11 protein-coding genes are annotated in these 17,482 nt (G+C 42.3%); 10 read left to right on the forward strand and 1 reads right to left on the reverse strand.

Annotated elements, in window-relative coordinates:
• From QVC79_RS13655 to QVC79_RS13690, 8 genes are all read left to right on the forward strand, one after another.
• Positions 1 to 693, forward strand: a complete 693-nt coding sequence (locus tag QVC79_RS13655) for a DUF4843 domain-containing protein (protein ID WP_270592528.1) — start codon at positions 1 to 3, stop codon at positions 691 to 693.
• A gap of 31 nt (positions 694 to 724) precedes the next feature.
• Positions 725 to 2,107, forward strand: a complete 1,383-nt coding sequence (locus tag QVC79_RS13660; RefSeq protein WP_270592530.1) for a hypothetical protein — start codon at positions 725 to 727, stop codon at positions 2,105 to 2,107.
• A 49-nt stretch (positions 2,108 to 2,156) separates the two neighbouring features.
• Positions 2,157 to 3,083: an ABC transporter ATP-binding protein gene (locus QVC79_RS13665; RefSeq protein WP_270593381.1), complete on the forward strand. Its 927-nt coding sequence runs from the start codon at positions 2,157 to 2,159 to the stop codon at positions 3,081 to 3,083.
• Between the two features lie 11 nt (positions 3,084 to 3,094).
• Positions 3,095 to 5,395, forward strand: a complete 2,301-nt coding sequence (locus tag QVC79_RS13670; RefSeq protein WP_270592533.1) for a Gldg family protein — start codon at positions 3,095 to 3,097, stop codon at positions 5,393 to 5,395.
• 220 nt (positions 5,396 to 5,615) lie between these two features.
• The gene (locus QVC79_RS13675) at positions 5,616 to 8,279 is read left to right on the forward strand and encodes a TonB-dependent receptor (protein ID WP_270592535.1); all 2,664 of its coding nucleotides are present in this window, start codon (positions 5,616 to 5,618) and stop codon (positions 8,277 to 8,279) included.
• A 131-nt stretch (positions 8,280 to 8,410) separates the two neighbouring features.
• Complete coding sequence (locus tag QVC79_RS13680) at positions 8,411 to 9,517, forward strand: OmpA family protein (protein WP_270592537.1); 1,107 nt, start codon at positions 8,411 to 8,413, stop codon at positions 9,515 to 9,517.
• A 207-nt stretch (positions 9,518 to 9,724) separates the two neighbouring features.
• A complete protein-coding gene (locus QVC79_RS13685; RefSeq protein WP_124317621.1) occupies positions 9,725 to 11,080 on the forward strand; it encodes a TIGR00341 family protein in 1,356 nt (451 codons plus the stop codon).
• A gap of 114 nt (positions 11,081 to 11,194) precedes the next feature.
• A complete protein-coding gene (locus tag QVC79_RS13690) occupies positions 11,195 to 12,154 on the forward strand; it encodes a FimB/Mfa2 family fimbrial subunit (RefSeq protein ID WP_270592541.1) in 960 nt (319 codons plus the stop codon).
• A 36-nt stretch (positions 12,155 to 12,190) separates the two neighbouring features.
• On the opposite strand, the gene QVC79_RS13695 is transcribed toward QVC79_RS13690, so the two are convergent.
• A complete protein-coding gene (locus QVC79_RS13695) occupies positions 12,191 to 12,751 on the reverse strand; it encodes an RNA polymerase sigma factor (protein ID WP_270592544.1) in 561 nt (186 codons plus the stop codon).
• A gap of 144 nt (positions 12,752 to 12,895) precedes the next feature.
• Here QVC79_RS13695 and QVC79_RS13700 point away from each other — a divergent pair, with 144 nt between their 5' ends.
• Together QVC79_RS13700 and QVC79_RS13705 are read left to right on the forward strand one after the other, a co-directional pair.
• Positions 12,896 to 14,077 carry a FecR family protein gene (locus tag QVC79_RS13700; RefSeq protein ID WP_270592547.1) on the forward strand — a complete coding sequence of 394 codons (1,182 nt, stop codon included), beginning with the start codon at positions 12,896 to 12,898 and terminating at the stop codon, positions 14,075 to 14,077.
• Positions 14,078 to 14,152: 75 nt separating this feature from the next.
• Positions 14,153 to 17,479 (forward strand): SusC/RagA family TonB-linked outer membrane protein, encoded by a 3,327-nt coding sequence (locus QVC79_RS13705; RefSeq protein WP_270592548.1) that lies wholly within the window; start codon positions 14,153 to 14,155, stop codon positions 17,477 to 17,479.
• Positions 17,480 to 17,482 lie beyond the last annotated feature (3 nt).

Genomic DNA, 17,482 nt, shown 5'->3' on the forward strand with positions numbered 1-17,482 from the left:
ATGAAAAAGATAGCATATATTCTCGTGATGTGTCTTGGCGTTTGGTGTGCCGGGTGTAGTGAAAATGGTGATGATGGTTATTATGATGATTTTTATCGAGTATATTTCCCCGTGGATAGTTTGAATTATGCATTTGGGGATAAGCCCGTGGAGATGGCGAAATACACGGTGAAGGTTCCGGTTCAGATACTTGGAGAACCTGCCCGTGCGGATATGAAAGTAAACGTGAAAGTGGATTTGGCCTCTACAACGGCGACTGCCGAGGCTTACACGGCGGTCCCTTCCGAAATCACGATTCCTAAGGATTCTATTGTCGGGTATGTTCCGGTGGAGATTATCCGGGAGAATGTTATGGATGAACGAGATACCGTTTTCCGGGTTGTATTGCAACTGGAGGCAAGCCCTGATTTCGCGTTGGGCGTAAAAGAAGGTCTTCGAGCAACAGTTACTTTCAGTAATTATTTGGCAGAACCGGAATGGTGGGTTGGGCTTAAAGATGTTTTTTGGGGACCTTACCAAAAGGAGAAATATCAGAAAATGATGGAAATATGGGGAGGCCCGATCACGTTGGATGATTATTTCTACAAAATGGTGAAGTTGATCAATGTCGCCAAGGAGATGTACGAATATTTTCAGGAACATCCGGAGTACGGGATGGAGTTTCCGCCTTATATCTTCTGGCCTTACGAGTAAAATGTATATACGGATAAAAAACGAGTGAATTATGAAAAAGTTGATATATATATTGTTAGGTTTGTTTGCGTTGGTTTCTTGTATCGACGATCAATCGGACTTGGGGGGAGACGCTATTTCCCGACTTTCTTTCGTGAATCCTTTGGATAGTGTTTATGTCGGGGAAAAGATGCACGTTTTTACCTTGAATGCTCCTGATATAGTGCAGGAAAATGAAGATAAACCTCTTTTTTATGAATGGCAGGTCGATCATGAAGTGAAGTCCACGTCGAACGTGTTGACGTATGAATGCACGACGTGCGGGACTTTCCTGTGTCGTCTAAAAGTGTACAATGAGGATGGAGCTATATTTAAAACGTTTAATCTGAAAGTGCCTTATCCTTACGAGGATGGTATCGTGGTCTTAAGTTTACATGATGGAAAATCGATGGTTTCTTTCAAGAATATTGAAGGAGGAGATCGTGTTTTTGAGAAGGGAGTTTACCGGTTAAATAATCCGGGCGTGACTTTGGGAAATGCCCCAAGATCCATTCTCTATAATGCGAAAAGTAATTATATATACATTGCTACGGAGGAACCGTTGAAAATCGCGAAAGTGGAGGCAAATTCTATGGAAATTCTGAATATGATTAATTGTCCCGAGCCTAGGGTGGAACGTCTGTTGCCTAATGGAGAGAGTACGATTACATTTTTGGGAGGTGGACGTATCGCTGATATGAATTGTCAAGGAGAAGATTTTTTGAATAATTTTCAACAAGGGATAACGAACGCAATGATGGGAGGTATGTTCCCTGACGCTTATCTGGCGAATCAGGCAATTATTTCGTATTCTTATTCCGGGACAAGTTATTTGGTTTTTGATACGCGGGACAAGTTATTTTTGGCCCCGGGAGATTGGGGTATGGTTATGCCGGTTTATGATGAGCTTGAGGCCGTTTCTGTGCTTGGAATGTTGAATAGTAAGAATGATGGAGAAGGGTTGATTATCATGAAAGATGTCGCAAATCAAATGAAAGTGGTTTATGTGAACGCGAAAAATAGTGTATTGAAATCGGTATGGCCGGAGACGAAGGGGAATATCGTGGAAAATAGCGTGTTCCTCACGAGTATGAAAGAGAGCATTTTGTATTATTCAAAAGGGAATGAGATTTTCCGGTATAATTTCGAGTCGGACGGGAATTTCCCGAGTAGTTCGGATTATACGGTGGGCGAGGATGGAGATGTCATTAAAGGTATGGTGCTGGATCCGCAGGAAAAGAATTTATACGTGGCTTTGGATGCGGCCGGAAATCAGGAGTATAAAGGTTGCGTGTATTGTTATGATGTGGCGACGAAATCCCTGAAGTGGAAAGAACGGGGAGTTGCGGGTGAAATCGTGCAAATGATTTATAAAGAGCAAAAACAGACGAATTAATTCTTAGGAGTATTGTATGTAAATATGTATTATTATGAATGACAAATTTATGAAAGAACCGATCGTAAAAGTAGAGCATTTGTCACATCGTTACAGTATCCAGTGGGCCGTGAGGGACATTAGTTTCGAGATTCCTGTCCGGGGAATCTATGGCTTGCTGGGTTCCAACGGTGCGGGAAAGTCAACCACGATGAATATTGTTTGTGGGGTGATCAAACAGACAGAAGGTAACGTGTTTATCAAGGGGATAGATGCGAGAAATAAACCGGTGGACGCTAAACGGCTTATCGGGTTCCTGCCTCAGAAACCACCTTTGTATGGTGATTTGACGGTGGAAGAGTATCTGTTGCACTGCGCCCGGTTGCGCTGGGTGCCGGATAAGGAACTCCAACCTGCCGTGGATGATGTGTTGGGGCGATGTGGTATAACTCATTTTCGGAAACGCTTGATTAAAAATCTATCGGGTGGTTACCAGCAACGGGTGGGTATTGCCCAAGCGATCGTGCATAAACCGGATTTGGTGGTGTTTGATGAACCGACGAACGGGTTGGATCCGAATCAAATTTTGGAGATTCGTCAGTTGATTCGGGATATTGCTCAGGAGCGAACCGTGATTCTTTCCACGCATATCTTGACGGAAGTTCAGGCAGTTTGTGATCATATCTTGATGATCGAGGAGGGGAAGTTGGTGTTTTCCGGATCCGTGGACGAGTTTGATAATTACATCATGCCGAATTCCATTTATTTGTCAATGGTGGATGCGCCGACCAAGGAGGAGTTGGAGAGAATCGAAGGGGTGTTGGGGGTGGAAGAGCTGGGAAATATGAAATTCCGGATTCGTTTCACGGAAGCGCAGGAAGTGATCGACCGGATTGTTAAACAGAGTGCCGCTAATGATTGGCGGTTATCCGAGATCCGGGTGGAGAAGAGTTCTTTGGATACCATATTTGCGGAATTATCTAAAAAAGCACATTAAAAAGTCTGGTTATGTTTAAAATGATATATAATATTGCGAGAACGGAATTGCAAATGCTTTTCTATTCTCCCGTGGCATGGTTGATCTTGGTTGTTTTCGGGGTGCAGTCCGGGATGCTTTTTGCCGATATGATGAAAGGAATGGTTTGGACGCAGGAAATGGGGTACCCGTTATCTGCCGTAACGTACCGTGTTTTCGCGGACCCGATGTATGGCGGTGTGTTTGCCAGAATGCAAAGTTTCCTGTATTTCTATATTCCACTTTTAACGATGGGGCTTGTGAGCCGGGAATTGAGTAGCGGGTCAATACGTTTATTATACTCGTCCCCGATTACAAATTTCCAAATTATTATGGGGAAATATTTATCCATGATGATTTACGGGGCGTTTATGATGGGAATTCTTTTGCTGGCGGTAATTTGTGGTTGGAGTACGATTAAAGATTTTGATTGGCCCATGGTATTTACCGGGTTACTGGGTTTGTATTTGCTGATATGTGCGTACGCGGCGATTGGTATATTCATGTCGAGTCTGACTTCTTACCAGATCGTGGCGGCGATCGGAACTTTTGCGGTGTTGATGATATTGAGCATGATTGGTGGGTGGTGGCAAGAGTACGATTTTATACGGGACGTGACTTATTGGTTGTCGATTAACGGGCGTTGCAGCACGTTTATTGGCGGGTTGATTTGTAGCGAGGACGTTCTTTATTTCGTTATCGTGGTTTGTCTTTTTCTGACATTGACCATTATTCGACTGAATGCTGTCCGCCAGAAAATTCGTTTCTCGATTACTTTAGGGCGAAATGTCGGTGTTATTTTATTGGCTTGTTTCTTGGGTTACCTGTCGGCTCTGCCCACGTTAATGGTGTATTATGATGCGACGGAAACCAAGATGAATACTTTAACGCCGAATAGTCAGGAGATCGTGGCGAAGCTGGACGGAAAGGTGACGATCACGACTTATATCAATGTTTTAGGACGATCCAATTGGTACGCTTCGCCTTCTTTCGTGAAACCGGATATGGAGCGATTCAAACAATATCTGCGTTTTAAACCGGATATGAAATTGAAATACGTGTATTATTACGATACGACGAATAATCCTTCATTGGATCGGCGTTTCCCGGATCTGACATTGCGGGAGAAGATGGTGGAAGTGTGTAAAATTTATGGGTTGGATTCCAATAAGTTCAAGGGACCGGAGGAAATTCGGGAAATGATTGATCTGTCGGGTGAAGGAAATGATTTTGTGCGGCAGATTGTTCGAGAGAATGGAGAGAAAACATGGTTGCGGATTTATGATGATATGGAAAGATTCCCGGGAGAACCCGAAATTTCAGCCGCTTTTAAACGGTTGGTGATGATACTTCCGAAAGTTGGTGTCTTGGCAGGACACGGAGAGCGTAGTTACCGGGGGAATAAAGATCGTGATTATAGTTTGTTCGCTAATGAACGAACTTTCCGGTATGCGTTGCTTAATCAAGGTTTTGACGTGGATGAGGTGAAACTGGATCGGGAAGTTCCGGATGATATTAATATTCTCGTGATCTCGGATATGCGGGAGTGGTTACAGCCGGAGGAAGAGGCTAGATTACAACAATATATTGATCGGGGAGGAAATCTCGTTGTCATGGGAGAACCGCGGCGTCGAGAGGTAATGAATCATTTATTTGGCAAGTTCGGTTTCGAGCTAGTTCCGGGTATTCTGGTGAAACATGACACGAATCGGCAGGCCGATATATTGCTTTCTTACCCGACAAAAGAGGCCGGGGATATTGCTTACGAGTTCGATGTCCTGTATAAGAGAGGATATGTCGTGACAACTCCTAGTTGTTCGGGATTAGAACAAGTGGCAGATAAAGGGTTCAAGGTAACTGAATTGTTTAAAAGTGACACGATTGGTAGTTGGAACGAGTTGGAAACCACTGATTTCGTGGATGACACGGTTCGGCTGAATCCGGCAATCGGGGAGGTCGAAAAATCATACCCTACGATTGTGGCGTTATCCCGGAAGGAGGGAAACCGGGAACAAAAGATTCTCCTAACGGGTGATGCGGATTGTATCAGCAATAGTGAGTTTAACAGAAGAGTGAACGTGCGTACTTCAAATTATACTTTAATAACGGGAAGTTTCTTTTGGTTGTCGGATAACGAAGTGCCGATAGACGTGAGGCGTCCTGAATTTCCGGATAATGGAATTTACATCGGATCAGTCGGGGAGAAAGTGATTAAAGGTATATATATGGTTATTATTCCTTTGTTGTTTATGGGATTGGGAATATTCATCTGGATTCGTCGGAAAGGGAGATAAATTATCGTGTGATATTTGCATATCGTATCAGAAGTAGGAAGGAACATGCCCGTCTTGGCTGTTCCTTCCTTTTCTTGTATGTAAATTTGACAATATATAAAAAATTCTAATGAATGATTAGGTATGTTGCAAACAAATAGCTACTTTCGCAGCGGGATCGACACTAAATAGACTAAAAGATGCCTGTCGTGTCTTGTTGTGTTTCATAAAGTAATATATTATGGGTAGTATGTTGTTAAAAGTGATTTGTGGGATTATGTTCCTGTTAGGTATGTCGTGGAATGTCATGGCAAAAGAGGTGATTAAGGGGAGAGTCGTTGATTCTCAGTCAAAAGAGGTGTTGATCGGGGCTACCGTGAGCGTGGAGGGAACGAGTGTTGGGTGTGCTACGGATGCGGAAGGATATTTTGAATTAGAGGTAGAAGAGTCGGGAACGGTTGTATTGGTGTTCCGAAGTGTAGGCTATTCGGAAGTGAAAAAAAGTGTTGTTGTAGGTAATAAGAAAGTGGATCTGGGGACCGTGGGGATGTTGCCGATGTATATTAATTTGTCGGATGTGGTGGTGCGTGGTTCTTTAGCCGTGGACCGGAAGACCCCGGTAGCCTTGTCGGTAGTTACGGCGAAAGAGATCGAGGAGAAACTTTCAACACAGGAATTCCCGGAGATATTGAAATCTTTGCCGAGCGTTTACGTCACGAAAGAGGGGGGAGCGTTTGGAGATGGAAGGATTAATTTGCGGGGATTCGAGACGGAGAATATAGCGGTGATGGTGAACGGAGTACCTATGAACGAGATGGAATGGGGAGGTATCTATTGGTCGAATTGGTCGGGTTTGGCTGATGTTACTCGCTTTATACAAGTGCAGCGAGGATTGGGAGCGTCGAAAGTGTCCGTGCCTTCTGTCGGGGGATCGATCAATATCGTGACGAATTCGACAAATGCGGTAGCCGGAGGTTCTGTTTCATACGGTGTGGGAAATGACGGTTACAATAAGGTCGCATTTAATCTTTCCACCGGATTGCTGAAGAATGGCTGGGCGATGTCTATTTTGGGGGCGAGAACTTGGGGAGATGGTTATATACAAGGAACGGATTTCGTAGGGTATTCTTATTTTGTGAATATTTCCAAGCGGTTGGGTGAAAATCATCAATTGTCTTTAACTGCTTTTGGTGCACCGCAATGGCACAACCAGAGAAACCGGAATGACAAGATGACAATCAAATCATGGGATGAGTTGGGGGATACCCGGTTTAATCCTTCTTACGGGTTCGCTAACCGGGATGGAAAGAATGTGCGTAAAGTATCTGCTTATAACAAATATCACAAGCCTCAGGTTTCGTTGAATCATCTTTGGGAGATTAATAATAAATCAAGTTTATCTAGCGTGCTTTACATGTCGTTGGGACGTGGTGGCGGGTATAGCGGCCAGGGAAAATGGAAAAATTCATGGTACGGGACGACCACGGCTGGAACTTTAGGGGTTAATCGTGCGGAAGATAAGACCTTTGCTTACGATAGTGTTTATAAATGGAATGAAAGTAGCCAGACGGGATCCGTGATGGCGATGTCCATGAGTAAAAATGAACATAACTGGTTCGGGTTGATTTCTACCTATACAACCAAGTTGGGACAGTATTTTGACGTGTACGGGGGAGTAGATTTGCGTTATTATAAAGGTAAACATTATAACGAATTGGTGGATTTGTACGGGGGGGAGTATTTTATTGATCCTAGTCGAAAGAATGTGAAGTACAAGGCTGATGATAAGGATTGGCAAGAGGAACATTTGCAAAAAGGAGATATTATTTTCCGGGATTATGATGGGTTCGTGATGCAGGAAGGGTTCTTTGCACAGGGAGAATATAACCGTGAAGCTTGGAGTGCTTTTGTTGCCGGATCGGTTTCAAACTCTACTTATTGGCGAAAGGACCGTTTTTATTATTCCAAAGATGAGGCAAAGTCCGATAAAGAGCATTTCACGGGATTCACGATAAAGGGTGGGGCTAATTATAACGTGACGGAGAAGCATAACGTATTTGCTAATATCGGGTATTTTTCTCGTCCCCCTCACATGCAGGGTGGCGTTTTTCTGCAAAATGATGTGAGTAATATTGTTAACTCGGATGCGATGAACGAGAAAGTGTTCTCGATGGAGCTGGGGTATGGATTCCGTTCTTCGTGGTTAAATGCGAACGTGAATTTCTACCGGACGGCGTGGATGGACAAGGCCACAAGGGTGAACGTGAAAGAAGATCGGGATGCTTTTGCTTACCTGACGGGAATTGATGCTTTGCATCAGGGAATAGAGGTGGATTTCGTGTTACACCCGATCGTGAATCTTGATATTACAGGAGTGTTTTCGATTGGTGACTGGCATTGGAATGGTGATGGTAAAGGATATGCTTATAATTCGGCAGGCCGACCTGTGGGTAAGAATGGTAAACCGTTAGGCGATGTGGGAGGGGAAGAACATGCTCAAAGTTTCATAAAAGTGAAAGATGTTCGAGTGGGAAATTCTGCACAAACAACTTTTGCTATTGGAGGACGTTACCAGTTCTTGAGAGGGTTGCACGTGGGAGTTGATTATTCTCATTTCGCACGAAATTATGCGAAATTTTCGTTCCCCACGGTAAATCTGGATGCCGAGAATGTGATTGAATCTCCTTGGAGGATGCCGGCATATGGTGTGTTGGATGCTAATATCAACTATCGTTTCCCGTTGAGTAAGGTGTTTGGCGTGATGGTTTCTGCGAACGTGAATAATCTTTTGGATAAAGAGTATATCGCTGATGCGGAGGATGGTGCCGGGCATGATAAAGATACAGCCAAGGTTTTCTATGGTTTCGGACGTACTTTTTCCGTGAACTTGAAGATCACGTTCTAAGATTATTGAGAGTAAAGATGTAGTTATTTTGTGTATAATAAAATACAGTAATTATATTTTTTATACATTTGTGGCGTTTTTCTCCAATTTTATTTGAGAAAGGTTGCAATATAAACTTTAACTATTTTAAAATGAAAAAAATCGTATTTTTAGTACTATTGGTAGTATTACACATTTCTACGTTTGCGCAGAATAATCAAGAAAGGAAACTGCCGGGTTATAAAACATCATTTGAAACCAATAAATTTTGGGATAATTGGTTTATTTCATTGAATTTAGGGGCTCAAACCCTTTATGCAGAGGGGTCTACTGATGCAAAGTTCGGTGATCGATTAACCTTTATGCCTGCCTTGTCTGTTGGTAAATGGTTTACGCCTTGGTGGGGATTGAGAGTTCAAGGTTTGGGAGGTGCTTTACATGGTTTTCAAAATGATGGGAAAATGATGTTGCACAAACATTATGGAGCTGTTCATGGAGACTTTATGTTTGGTTTGTTAAACTTCTTCGGTCGTTACAACGAGAATCGTTGCTTTGATTTGGTACCTTTTGCAGGAATAGGTGGTGCTTTTATCGGTAGTGATCAATCTTTTACTATTAATGCAGGTATTCAAGCTCGTTTCCGGTTGTCTCAACGTTTTGATTTGAATTTGGAATATGGTGGGATAATTTTGGATGATGATCTCGTGACCAGAGGCGGATTCCCTAATGACGGGATTAGTAATCTGAGTGTTGGAGTTACTTTCAGATTTAAGAATCGTTCGTTTAAAAAGGCTGTTAGCCAGAAACAGTATGCAGACCTTCAGAATTTGGCAAAGGCACAAGACGCACGAATCAAAGAATTGATTAGCCGTACCCCGGATACCGTTGTTAAAGTGGTAAAACAAGAGGTGCCGACAACTGAAACGAACGTGGTATTTAAGGCTTTACCGACAACGATAAACTTCGCTTTCAACAGTTACAAAATTGATCCTACTCAGGAGGTTGGAGTTTATAACTTGGTTCAATTTATGAAAGAGAACCCCGAGGTGCGTGTTCGTTTGACAGGCTTTGCCGATAAACGAGGAACTGAAAAGGCCAATATGATTATTTCTGAAAAACGAGTAAATGCGGTTGCAGATATGTTCATTAGTAAATATGGAATAAATAAAGACCGTATTGTTAAAGATCATAAAGGAGTTAGTTCTCGTTATGATAAGGATGATTGGAATCGTTGCGTTCTTGTTGAGATTATAAAATAACAGTTCATTATGATATAAGAACGAGTTTGTTCTTGCATGGAGTCGCCCCCAAGAAACTTGATAATAAGCTCTTGGGGGCGTTTCATTTATTGTCAGTCCTTTTATATATGGGAAAAATGGAAGAATATGTAATAGATTTTATACTTTTGCGAAGATTTAAAGAATATGAGCTATTTTGAGCTTTTTGTAGATGTATAGATTTAGAGTATGATGATATTATTACAGCGTTTTCGGGTGTATTTGCGTCAAATTCTGGACCCGTCAGATGAACAGGAGCGGGAAGAAGATACTGTGGAGGCTATCCGTAAGGGAATCGTGTTCCGGGGGACAAATTTGTGGGTATTGATTTTTGCCACGTTTATCGCGTCTTTGGGATTGAACACGAATTCGACGGCCGTGATTATTGGAGCCATGTTAATTTCTCCGCTGATGGGGCCGATTATGGGAATCGGTCTGGGAGTTGGAATCAATGATTTTGAACTGATCAAGAAGGCTTTCCGTAATTTGCTGATCGCAACGATATTCAGCGTGTTAACGTCTACTTTATATTTTTTGTTATCGCCTTTGAACGAAGCTCGTTCGGAATTGCTGGCACGGACAACCCCCACGATCTATGACGTGTTGATCGCTTTCTTTGGTGGAATGGCGGGAATCGTGGCGTCCTCGACGAAGTTGAAAGGAAACGTGATTCCGGGAGTGGCTATTGCTACTGCCTTGATGCCGCCGTTATGTACGGCCGGGTTCGGGTTGGCAAGCGGCAACCTGAGTTATTTCTTCGGGGCATTCTATTTGTTCACGATCAATTCGGTATTTATTGCAGTTGCCACGACTTTAGGAGTGCGACTGATGCACTTCTCGAAAAAGAAGTTCATGGATAAGGAACGGGAAAAGAAGGTACACCGTATCGTGTATTCAATCATTTTCTTGACAATGGTTCCAAGCGTGTATATCACTTATAATATGGTGAAAACGAATATCTTCGAGACAAATGCTAGCCGATTTATTAAGAACGAATTTAATTTTCCGAATACGTTGGTGGTGGATCGTTACGTGAAAACAGAGAACCCGGAGCGTCGGATTGAAGTATCACTGATCGGTAAGGAAATATCAGAGGAAGTGATCGTGTCGTTGAAAGAAAAGATGTTGCATTACGGGTTGCATGATGTTCCTTTGGTGATTCATCAGGGATTCGGGAAAGAGGATACTGAGATGCAAAATGACGTTAGTAATATGTTGTTGCAGGATTATTACATGCAGAATAAACAGCGGATTGCCTCGCAAGATGAAGAAATTTCCGTGTTGCGCGAAAGGTTGAACTCTTACTTGTTATATGATACGATCGGGCATCAGGTTACTCCCGAGGTGAAGATTCTTTATCCTTCCGTGAAAAGTCTTGCTATATCCAGAGTGATTCGTAATCAAGTGGATTCTCTGCATGCCGATACGTTACATATTGCTATCGTGGCGTTCGGGCAGAAATTATCTGATGTGGAGGAAGAGAAGTTTTCGGCTTGGTTGGCGGCCCGGATCGGGGTGAAGAATTTGAAGTTGATAAAAGAGTAAGTTGCTGTAAAATTTGATAGACCAAGTGAGATTTGTTGATTTCATAAACTTTTACCTGTTTTATTTCGTATATAGACCGTATTTTGGTTGATAATCAAATTAAAATAAGGTACTATGAAGAAATTAATGATTGTAATGCTTGGTCTTCTGACTTTAGTTTCGGCATGTTCAGACAATGATGATGAGGGATCTTATGGGGTAACATCTGGATTAATTACTCCTAAAATAAGTGCTCGGGTAACCGATCCGCTTAATCAGAATCCTTTCACGGGGATTCTTGAGGTATATCCGTGTAAGGATGGAACCTCTATTTACTATGGTAACTACATAAATGGAAAGCTCACGGTATTTAATGGTTATTACGTCATATCAAAGGGGGACGTGTACGGGGACAATAACCGAGAACTTCACCTGCCTATCGGCGAGTATAACATGGTGTATTGGGGGACACCCAAATACGATGAGCCGATTTATAATTCTCCGGCAATTACTCACCCGGGGTTAACGAATGGAGCTGATCTGGCAAAACTCTATTTTAGCTTGCGACCCAATACAGACGGGACTTATATGCCCGTGTATGATTTGGTCCACGCGATAAAACCGGCACATATTGGAACGGAGGATTTGACAGCTTCTCTTACACGGGTTACCGCCGGTTTGAAGGTAATACTGAAACAAGAGGATAATAGTGCGTTCAGTTCCAGCATAACAAGCGTGAACGTCCATATTGGTAATATTGCCGAGAAGATGAATTTTTACACGGCCGAAGCGGAGAACATGACGAAAACCGTGAAATTCGAATTGTCCCGTTCTGAGGATGCCACCATCATGAGTAATCCTACCGTGATGTTGTTTCCTTCCGCCCCGAATCCTTTGTTGGAGTTGTTTATCACTTTGGCGGATGGTTCTGTGCATACTCTTTCTAAAGCGTTGACTTCCACGTTATCTCCCAATACGCGGCTCACGTTGAATATTGTTGTCGGTAAAATATTACCCGGTGGTGATCCCGGAAATTTTACGATTGAGAGTTGGAACGAGGAAAGCGAGACGATCGAATTCCCGGTTGTCGACTAATCAATAGGTGAGCGGGATATATATATAACAAAAGAATTATAGCGTAACGGAGAGGAAACAGATGAGGCCTTTTAATTTTTCTTTTAATATTTGTTTCCCCCGTTTCTTGTAGCTTTTCACGGAATCGAGTGATAAGTTGAGAATTTGAGCAATTTCCTCGTTGGATTTGCCTTTTAAACTTAGTTCGTATATATTTTGTACCTGTTCGGGTAGTTCGTTTATGGCTTTATGCATGAGGAAATAGACCTCTTCTTCGATGATGGCATCCAGAAAAAATTCTTCCCCATGTATGACTGAAACATCGTGCAGGTAATTCTCCTCGGCCTTTTTGTGTTGCAGGTAGTTGATGCTACGATTTTTAATAGATAGGTACAGGAAGGATTTTAAGCTGTTGATGTTGGTAAAAACACGTTTGCTGCTGTATAAATCTAAAATTGCATCATGGACAATGTCTTCGCAGGCTTCTTTGTCATGAAGAAATTTCATGGCGAAGTGAGCGAGTATTTGATAATATTCGTCAAATAACACTTTGTAAGCCAGTTCGTCACCTTTACAAAGTTGTTCAATCCACGCATCTGATTGTATATTCCCTTTCATGTATAGACACCTTTCTTGCCGACAAAGTTAGAATAATATTCTAGTGTGTGCAAAATAGGGTAATTTTTAACTTTTAAAAAAATAATATAATTTCTGACACTTTTACGACTCCATTCTGATTTATATATAGATTAATGAATAATTATGGAACAGGAGTACAAGATTGCAGCATTAATACAACGTTATGTCTCGGGGAATGCCACCGAGGAGGAGAGGAATGAGGTTGAGAGATGGATGGCAGAGAGCGAGGAGCATGGCGTGTTGATGGAAAAGTTTCGTTCTGATGTTTTTTTGCAGGAACAACTGGCGGAACACGATATTTTTGATGTTGAGGTTGCTTTTAAGAGATTCAGGAAAAGCAAACGGGAAAAAGAGCGTCGTTTGTTGGTTTATCGGGTGGCCGGGGTGGCTGCTGTTCTTCTTGTGGTGTTGGGAGTGGCTGTTTATAGTTGGATAAGAAAAGAGACCGGGCCTGAGAATATGGCTCAGCTGGTGGAAGTTCTTTCTCCTGGTAGCAGCAGGGCGACCTTAATTTTGGCCGGGGGAAGAGAGGTACATCTGAATGATTCCGTGCATCTGGAGATCAAGGAACAGATGGCTATGATCAAGGTGAAGGGGGATGAGGTGTATTATTCGGAGGATGCTGAATATGCGGATAGTTCAGATTTGCAGCCTTCGATCAATAAGGTGGTGACTTCACGGGGAGGCGAGTACAAGCTGATCTTGTCAGATGGCACGAAGGTCTGGTTGAATGCCGATTCCCGGTTTGAATTTCCCTCGAAGTTTGTCGGGCAAGAGAGGCGCGTGTATGTGGAGGGAGAGGTTTATTTCGAGGTGGCCAAGGATGTTTCACATCCTTTCGTGGTAACAACAAAGCAGGCGAAAGTGAGGGTTTTGGGAACTTCCTTTAACGTGCGTGCTTATCCGGATGAGATTTACCGGACGACATTGCTTGAGGGGTGTGTTGAGGTGCTGTATAAAAAGGATGTCGTGAAATTGCAGCCTCATGAACAATGGATTCTGGATGGGGATGTGGGGCGTGTTGCCCCGGTTAACGTGAGGATGGCTGCCAGTTGGAAAAACGGGAGCTTTGCCTTTGATGATGAGCCTTTGCTCAATGTTTTCCAAGAACTGGAGAGATGGTATGATGTTCACGTGTTTATCGCGAACGAGGAGATTCGGGAAATGAAATTTACGGGTATTTTCCCTCGTTATGCTAACATGGACAAGGTGTTGAATATTGTGGAGCTGGCAACAGGGGTATCTTGTAAAGTGAGTAATAGAACGATTGTAATTAGTAAGCATGAAAATAAATCAGGGAAGTAGTTGCGTTACTTCCCCGATATTTAATAATAACATTTCCCGCAAGGGAATAATTATCAATTAAAACAGTTCAAATTTATGAAAAAAAATCATGATTTTGACATAGGATTGAATTCCTATGTAAGAAAATGTATTCTGATGAGCTTTTTATTGTTAGGGTTGGCGGTAATACCCCTATCAGGAAATTGCCAGAATAAAGAAGTGCGTTTAACATTGAAAATGGAAAATGCGGCTTTGCGAGAAATCTTTGATGCGATCACGAAAAAGACCGGGTATGATTTCGTGTATAGCAGTAATCTATTGGCGAAAGTGGGTAAAGTTTCCGTGGACGTGAAGAATGAATTGCTAGAAAATGTGGTAAAGCAAATATTGAGAGGAACCGGGTTAGGGTACAAGATTGAGGAGAAACATATCATTGTTTCACCGGTTTTGAAAAAAGAGGAACCGGGAAAAGTGATGACTGTAACCGGGATCGTGAAGGATGAAAATGGCGAGTTGTTACCGGGAGTAACGGTGTTACTGAAAGGGACATCGGTGGGATGTGCCTCGGATATGAATGGTAAATTTACTATCACTGTGCCGGAAGGAGGAAAAAGTGTGCTGGAATTTACATTTATCGGAATGAAGAAGATTGAAATGCCAGTGAAGGATGCCAAACCGTTAAGTGTGACAATGGAAGCGGAAGTGGAGAGTATGGACGAGGTGGTTGTGAATGGTTTGTTCACGCAAAAGAAGAATTCTTACACGGGAGCCGTAACTTCTGTTAAAGGGGAAGAACTTTTGGAGGTTTCTTCCACGAATGTATTGAAAGCATTGGCTTTTTTGGTCCCCGGAATGCATATCGTCGAAAATAATGAACAGGGGTCTAATCCGAATGCGATACCGGAAATTATTCTACGGGGAACGACTGCATTACCCGTGAACGGGGAGTATGGGTTGAACACGCCTTTGATTATACTTGATGGGGTAGAAATTTCATTGGAGGATTTGTATGACTTGAACATGCAGGATATAGAACATATTGATGTTTTGAAGGATGCGTCGGCAAAGGCTATTTACGGTGAAAAAGCGGCTAACGGGGTGATCGTGGTTACTCGTAAACGCGTGACAGATCCGAAACTCAGGGTGCGCTATAATTTTGTCCCGAATGTACAATTCCCGGATGTTTCTTCTTTCAATCTCTGTAATGGGGAGGAAAAGTTAGCTTTGGAACAACTTTATGGGGTTTATGATTCGAAAGTAGGGGAGTTTGATGACTTGTATTGGAAACGAATGAATATTGTAGCAAGAGGGGCTTCTACGGACTGGAAGTCAATCCCTTTGCGTAATAGCTGGTCTTTTGATCACTCGGTTAGCGTGACGGGGCGAGGAAGTGGGATGGATTATAGTCTGAGTTTGCGTTACGGAGATACCCGGGGTGTCATGAAAGGAGATTTACGGCAACGTTATGGTTTGGATCTTTATCTTTCCTATAATTTGAAAGATCGTTTAACTATTTCTTATCGTTTAGGAATTTCCAAAACAGATACGAAAGATTCTCCTTACGGGAATTACGCGCAGTGGGTGAAATGTAACCCGTACGATTTGCCTAAAGATGAGTATGGCAATTGGGTGAAATCTTTTGGGGTGACCGGATTGGAGAGAAACCCGATGTATGAGGCGTCTTTAGGTAATTTTAATAAAAAGAAATATAAAAATATCTCGAATAGCCTGTCTTTCCGGCTGGATATTTTGAAAGGATTGTATTTAAGTGGAACGGCTAGTTATAACTTGTCTGATACTCGTTCTGATGCCTTTGTCTCCCCGGAATCTGTTACTTTTATCGCCAGATCTTTTGATGAAAGAGGTCGTTATAGAGTTAATGCTGACGAGAGTAACGACTGGGCTGTCAATAGTACATTGTCTTATAACTGGACGATCAATGAGGGTTCTTTGTTGAGTGTCAATGTCGGGGGAAGTTTAAATAGGAATAAAACAACGAATTATGCTTTTGAGGGGATAGGTTTTTTGAAACCCAGTTTAAAAAGCATCAATTATGCCTCTAGTTATCCGAAGGGTGGGACCCCTAGTGGGGGGGAAGCTCTCGGGACATCTGTCGGGCTTTTCGCGAATGTGAATTTTATGTATAAAAATCGTTATTTTGTCGATGGTTCATATCGAAGTTCCGGGAGTTCGAGTGTTTCTAAAGATCACCGTTGGAGTCCTTATTGGTCTGCCGGTATCGGGTGGAATGCGGATAAGGAGGCCTTTTTGGCCGATTCGTTCATAGACATGTTACGCTTTAGGGCAAGTTTTGGTTCTACGGGGAGTAATAATTTAGCGAACTGGGAAACAAGGTCTGTTTATCGTTATTCCGTAGATTCTCATTTTGTCACGGGAATAGGAGCAACTCCGATATCCATGGCAAATGAAAATCTGAAAGCATCGAGGACGATAGAGTGGAACTTGGGAATAGACTTGAGTATATTCAAAGAACGTGTACAACTTAACTTTAATTGTTATAAAAAGACGACGAAGGATATGCTTTTACCCATAGCTTATCCGCTTTCCGTGGGGGTTAAGTCTTTGAATACGAATTTGGGAGAGCAGGAAAATAAAGGGTATGACTGGAGCCTTTCTACTGCTATTATTAATCATGATAATTTGCGATGGCGAATTACTTTGAACGGACAGCATAATCGTGATAAGATCAAGAAAATTAGTAATTCTTTGAAATACCAAAATGATAAAAATCGGGAACAAATATATGATGAAGAATTATTGAAACAAAATATATATCGGCCGGTAGCACCTAAAATTCAATTTGAAGAGGGCGAGTCAAGTACTGCAATCTTTGTAGTTCCTTCGAAAGGTATTGATCCTGCCACGGGTCGGGAAATATTGGTAAAGAAAGATGGTTCTTTGACATTTAAATATGATCCGAATGATAAGGTCGGCATGGGAAATTCGATCGCCAAAGTGGAGCTCGGTTTAGGAACTTCTTTCTATTGGAAAGGTTTTTCCATTTCTGCCGGGATGAGTATTACTTGTGGAGGTTGGATATATAATGCAACTCGTGCCGGTAAGGTGGAAGGAATCGATATTTCGGGAAATGTGGATCGTCGTGCTTTTACAGAACGTTGGCATCAGGTGGATGATAAGGTCTATTACATCGGATATGATCCTAAATTTCCTGCCGCGAACCAGACTGAGCGTTTCTTGGAAAAGAGGAATGAATTTTATTTGTCAAGTTTGGGGTTTGCCTACGAGTTTAAGCCGGAGTGGGTAAGGCATATCTGGTTGAAAAGGTTGAGGATCGGAGTTAATTTTTCAGATGTTTTACGTCTTTCCACGGTTAAGTTTGAACGAGGAACTTCTTATCCTTACATGCGAGGATTCAATTTTACCATAAGTCCTACATTTTAATTA

It is taken from the genome of Butyricimonas sp. (assembly GCF_019423355.1).
Classification (GTDB): Bacteria; Bacteroidota; Bacteroidia; order Bacteroidales; family Marinifilaceae; genus Butyricimonas; species Butyricimonas faecihominis.